Genomic DNA, 4631 nt, shown 5'->3' with positions numbered 1-4631 from the left:
CCCATCAGGTGTATTAAGCGCCAGGGCTTTATTGGATGCAGTAGCACTGATTGATCAGCAGTTGCTTTCACCTGCTGCTGATCAAGAAAAAGCAATCCAAAAGCAGAGCAACTCAAGGCCAATTGCAGGCTCAGTTGCAGCAACAGGTGATGCACCACTGCAAAAAGCAGATGTGATCACCTACGACACATCACTACTTAGGGAAGAAACTGAAACCACCTATGCCACACCCAGATCAGCAGCAACTGCATTACTAAATCAAAGAAGGCGATATAGCGATCAGTTACTGCTATTACTGCCAAACCTAAATAGCTGGATGCAATTCACCGCTGCTACCTTGAGATTGGGCAGTGTTTCCATACTGCGGGGTTAGTTAATGGCAATAGCCAAGACCCACAAGGCCAAGACCCACAGAGCCGAGATCAGCCCACGCCAATTCACTAGCGGTCAAAACCACGGGCAACAGCAATGGGTTGAAACTCCATTGCAAGCATTTGCTAATGCACGCTTGCTATTAAATGAAAACGCAAGGCCTGGTGATAAAACCTCACCTGTTATTGCTACTCATGTAATTGAATGCTTATTAGAGCGGGCGCAATATATTACAGCAAAACTAAATACTACCGGAKTAGAAACCGGTGATTTCACATATAATGGTTATATAACAAGAGCAGCAAAGTTATCAGCTACGCCTGGTTTTTATTGGYTTAGTAGTGAATTGATTTGGCAGCAAYATGGSMGKCGKGTTGCATCCACRCCAATTGCTTTATCAGCTGCTTATCCAGCTAAGGGTTCATTAGCWACTGTTGTTGCACCCTGTGATGGCYTKATCTGGCTTGGTGATCTGTCGTTGCTRAATCCTGCGGGTAACCCTGATGTTGATCCCTACGCGCAATACACCAAATTTGCAGTAYTGGAATTTGGYGCCCCATTTAACGATGGCGGTATCGGCRCTYTGGTGCAGCCTTTGATTGGCGAGAGAATCTATGGAACSCTTACCCCAAATTGGCAGGGTTAAACAAGGCGCACGATCAACTTTAAGTACCTGCTAAAACAGCAATTATGAGTTCCCTCAACCTTTTCTGCATCGTTTTTGGCAGGTGACCAATACGACGTTTTACATGGCTTTTTGACAATGTCACCAGACGCGTAATTCGTGCTCGAGATGAAACTTTCAGACCGGTTTGTTCAAACCCTGCTTCTTTTAAGGGCAAGTCCAGTTCATCCCAAACCAGAGGACTGTCAATGCGAGAGCTCACGAACATGAGAAGCACATCACCGTGCCGTTCGCCCACTGCAAGGACAATGGCGGGACGCGCCTTGACTTGATCTCCATCCACAAAAGGGAAMGGGACAAGCACCACGTCAAATCGTTGCAACATCAATTTGAGCGAATAGGTTCGCCGTCACTAAATGAATAAAGCTCCGGCTCATTAGCAAGATCAGCAAAACWACCTGCAGCCATGGCCAGTCGATCCAGATCTGAGGCAAGCACCTGTTCATCTGAATCCTGTTCCAGTTGATCCACTAGCCACTGACGTTCATCAGCTGGTAAAGATCGAATGGCTCCCAATAAGTGCTCGGTAAGTTGCAGTATTGTCATAAGTAAGATGTTAGAGCTTTATTAGAATGAGATGCTTGGTATTGTGATTATACAGCAGAAGCACTTTTCTTGGTGAATAAGCTTAATAGTAGATTTTATAATATGTCGTTACTGAATCCTGCGGGTAACCCTGTGACGTGACCCCCATGTTTGCTCCAGTTCTTATGAGAGCTAGTGGGGTGATCAAGCCGCCTGCCCCAGCGCACATGGCGCCGGGCCAGCTCCAGGATCCGCCGTTTTAACTTCTGCTCCTCGATGTCTGCTGGCGGRACAGGGCGCCGCTGGGTATTGCGGTGTTGACCTGTCAACCGGCAGGCACGACGTTGAGAAACCCGGAATCGATCATGCAGAACCACCACGGCCCTKCGACGACGCTCCGGGCTCAGAAGTTTCCCGTCGCACCGCAGGTGCGCCTMRCGGCGCAACAAGCTCCTACGGCTTCGCCGGGCCTGCGGCTAGAGCATCGCCTTATCCAATTCGGCGTCTGCCAATAATCGCTTTAGCCGTGTGTTCTCCAGCTCAAGCTCCTTGAGGCGTTTGGCCTCAGTCGCTTATGGGCTCCGCCCGACTGCGTCTACATCCCGCCATATAGCTGCTGCCAGCGGTAATAAGTAGGGGTTGAGACCTCCAGAGCTCTGCAGACATCGGCGACAGCTTGGCCTTGGTTAAGCAGTTGTTCCGCGGTGCGCAGCTTGCGGATGATCTGCTCAGGGTTGTGGCGTTTGCGTTTCATGGAGCTTCTCCTAGCCAAWTCTGGCCGGTAAGGAAGCTCTCATAAGGGCTGGTTCAGTTTTTGGGGTCCACGTCACCTGATGTTGATCCATACGCGCAATACACCAAATTTGCAGTAYTGGAATTTGGYGCCCCATTTAACGATGGCGGTATCGGTGCTCTGGTGCAGCCTTTGATTGGCGAGAGRATYTATGGAACCCTTACCCCAAATTGGCAGGGTTGAGTATCAGCAGCTGTTTCTATTAGTTATGTTAATTTTTGGTAGATTTTCTGCTTGAGCAGCTAACGCCTCTGTAGCAGGCGTTAGCCCAATGGACTTAGATTGATTACTAATCAGTAGTGGCTGCAATGAACCAGGCATATACGGCCGTTGTTAAGCGTGATGGGGAGTGGTGGATCGGTTGGGTAGAGGAGGTGCCCGGCGTWAATGCCCAAGAGGAGAGCCGKGARTTRYTRMTTACCTCGCTGCGKGARGTGCTCAGYGAGGCTCTGRTTATGAACCGTGAGGAGGCCCGCCAGGCCGCTGGTGCTGGCTACGAGGAATTCGCCCTGACCCTGTGAAGCGCAGGGACCTCCTCCGTCACCTCAGTTTGAATGGCTGTGAACTACTCAGGGAAGGCGGCAATCACTCTTGGTGGCACCAGCCGGAGCTGAACCGCCGCAGCGCAATTCCACGTCACAACGAAGTCAAAGACCTGCTTGTTTTAAAGATCTGTAAGGACCTAGGCATTCCCCGCCCCTAAAAGCTTCGGCAACAAGAAACAAGCACTGCCGTAATGGGCTGCCAAGCCACTAATAAGCAAAAGACCAAGCAGGCCTTAATATGTGTACACCTTTTATTGAGTAAAGGCCGTGGCTAGTCGCGTCGGCATTCGTGAGCTGAGGGCACARCTGGCCTCCCGTCTTGAGTCGGCTACACCRATYGAGGTAACTCGACACGGTCGCACCATTGGCCTTTATGTACCTCTGCCMCAGCAGGGTGAACTGAGTGATCGCGAACGGCTGTTAGAAGCGGGCCGCCTGATGCAGGCCGAACTTGAGCGCCTCGGCCTAAGTGAGGATGAGTTAAGTGCCGATTTCAAGGCTTGGCGATTAGGGCGTATTGGSAARGGTTTKARGTCATGAKAGTTGACGTTGTGCYTCCTCGATTAGCAWYGCTGTGACGTCTACTAGGAGCGGCCAATCAGGGGACTTGATCTCCAAACTGTCGTCGTAACGGGTYTGAACYGCAAAGAAGGTGAGATCAGCAACCCGTTCGTATGGGCTGAGATCTAGGCCTGCYTCTTSTAACCAATCGCTCAACGCCACCAGATCGTGGGTGAATGGAGCCATACCTCCACGGGAATGRATCCARCTWTTCAAGGCTTTTTCACARGCCTGCTGCAGCAAAAAACCGATRCTGCTATYRCGAAAACCYAAYAGCTCCACCATGCGCCGTGCYTCCGCAAGATCTGCCTGGGCGATCCGCAAATAGCGCACAGCATCGGGATCAGCCATGCAGCAGGATCCCCTCTTGGTAGGCCTGGGTGGTGACGGCACTSCKGAACTGYTGACGCTCAATCACTTCGCTCTCGGAATAGAKCAGCAGATCCAGAGGTAAYTGATGACARGAGAAGCGGCGCCAGAGATCACCCAAYACACGAATGCGGTCGTGGCTAGCAAGCCAAGGATCAGGGACGGTGATCAGTAGATCCACGTCTGAGTTGGGCCGGGCRGTACCTCGGGCACGGGATCCRAACAACCGCACCTGTGCCGCCGGAATGGTCGCAGCRATCCCAGAARCGATGRCGYKTATGCGCGGGTCCATCGGAATTTCGYAGAGAGTTGAKACRGCGGCAGTCATGGGTMCATTCTGCTRYTGAATTAGCAAGTTCAAYAAAATGTATYTTGAGGCTGAGGGCAGCCGTTTGGCCTGGATTAGTTAGCTRCGGATGATCTGCAGGSGTGYATGAGGACGATGGAGTGAACCGGTTCCCCTCATATTTGGCCAGSGGCTGCTCTRCCMGTATTTGTTGCCTAGGGCTGCTGATCATTACCTCGGCAATAGGAAATAAGCARCACCGTGATGGGTTGCTATTCCATCGACAGCCGAGACGGGTCATGACTAMACAGCTCTCAAGCAATGAYCAGACTTATTCCGCCACTGGCGACAGCCAGGATGCTGCTGATCTATTAAGCAACGACCAGGAATCCACCCTCAAAGGCTCAGAGAGCCATAGGCTACACCAGGAGTCACAAACCCAAGGGTCAATGACCCGAGCAGAACCTAGTGACACCACTTTGGGGGCAGCTGCTG

General features: G+C 51.5%; 7 protein-coding genes and 1 pseudogene. 3 read left to right on the top strand and 5 right to left on the bottom strand.

Translation table 11 applies throughout. The features are described from left to right. On the top strand, positions 1-373 hold a 373-nt coding region (locus C7K08_RS15625; protein WP_161955921.1), incomplete at its 5' end, for a hypothetical protein. Positions 374-1037: 664 nt separating this feature from the next. On the opposite strand, the gene C7K08_RS12725 is transcribed toward C7K08_RS15625, so the two are convergent. The 3 genes and pseudogenes from C7K08_RS12725 to C7K08_RS16935 form a co-directional block, all read right to left on the bottom strand. Further along, a complete protein-coding gene (locus tag C7K08_RS12725) occupies positions 1038-1382 on the bottom strand; it encodes a type II toxin-antitoxin system PemK/MazF family toxin (protein ID WP_106500950.1) in 345 nt (114 codons plus the stop codon). Then, entirely contained in the window at positions 1382-1603 is a 222-nt protein-coding gene (locus tag C7K08_RS12720) for a hypothetical protein (protein ID WP_106500949.1), read from the bottom strand. The genes C7K08_RS12725 and C7K08_RS12720 overlap by 1 nt, the downstream gene beginning before the upstream one ends. Before the next feature lie 278 nt (positions 1604-1881). Next, positions 1882-2336 (bottom strand): annotated as a pseudogene (locus C7K08_RS16935) (transposase); the annotation flags it as partial. 556 nt (positions 2337-2892) lie between these two features. Between C7K08_RS16935 and C7K08_RS12705 the strand changes: the two are divergent. After that, the gene (locus tag C7K08_RS12705; protein ID WP_106500946.1) at positions 2893-3078 is read left to right on the top strand and encodes a type II toxin-antitoxin system HicA family toxin; all 186 of its coding nucleotides are present in this window, start codon (positions 2893-2895) and stop codon (positions 3076-3078) included. Positions 3079-3454: 376 nt separating this feature from the next. On the opposite strand, the gene C7K08_RS12695 is transcribed toward C7K08_RS12705, so the two are convergent. Then, positions 3455-3832 (bottom strand): HEPN domain-containing protein, encoded by a 378-nt coding sequence (locus tag C7K08_RS12695; RefSeq protein ID WP_106500944.1) that lies wholly within the window; start codon positions 3830-3832, stop codon positions 3455-3457. After that, a complete protein-coding gene (locus tag C7K08_RS12690) occupies positions 3825-4142 on the bottom strand; it encodes a nucleotidyltransferase domain-containing protein (protein ID WP_241537259.1) in 318 nt (105 codons plus the stop codon). The genes C7K08_RS12695 and C7K08_RS12690 overlap by 8 nt, the downstream gene beginning before the upstream one ends. Positions 4143-4435: 293 nt before the next feature. Here C7K08_RS12690 and C7K08_RS16160 point away from each other — a divergent pair. Continuing rightward, on the top strand, positions 4436-4631 hold a 196-nt coding region (locus tag C7K08_RS16160), incomplete at its 3' end, for a hypothetical protein (RefSeq protein ID WP_206603865.1).

The organism is Synechococcus lacustris str. Tous (genome assembly GCF_003011125.1).
Lineage (GTDB): Bacteria > Cyanobacteriota > Cyanobacteriia > PCC-6307 > Cyanobiaceae > Synechococcus_D > Synechococcus_D lacustris.
This window is presented reverse-complemented; position numbering and strand designations above follow the sequence as displayed.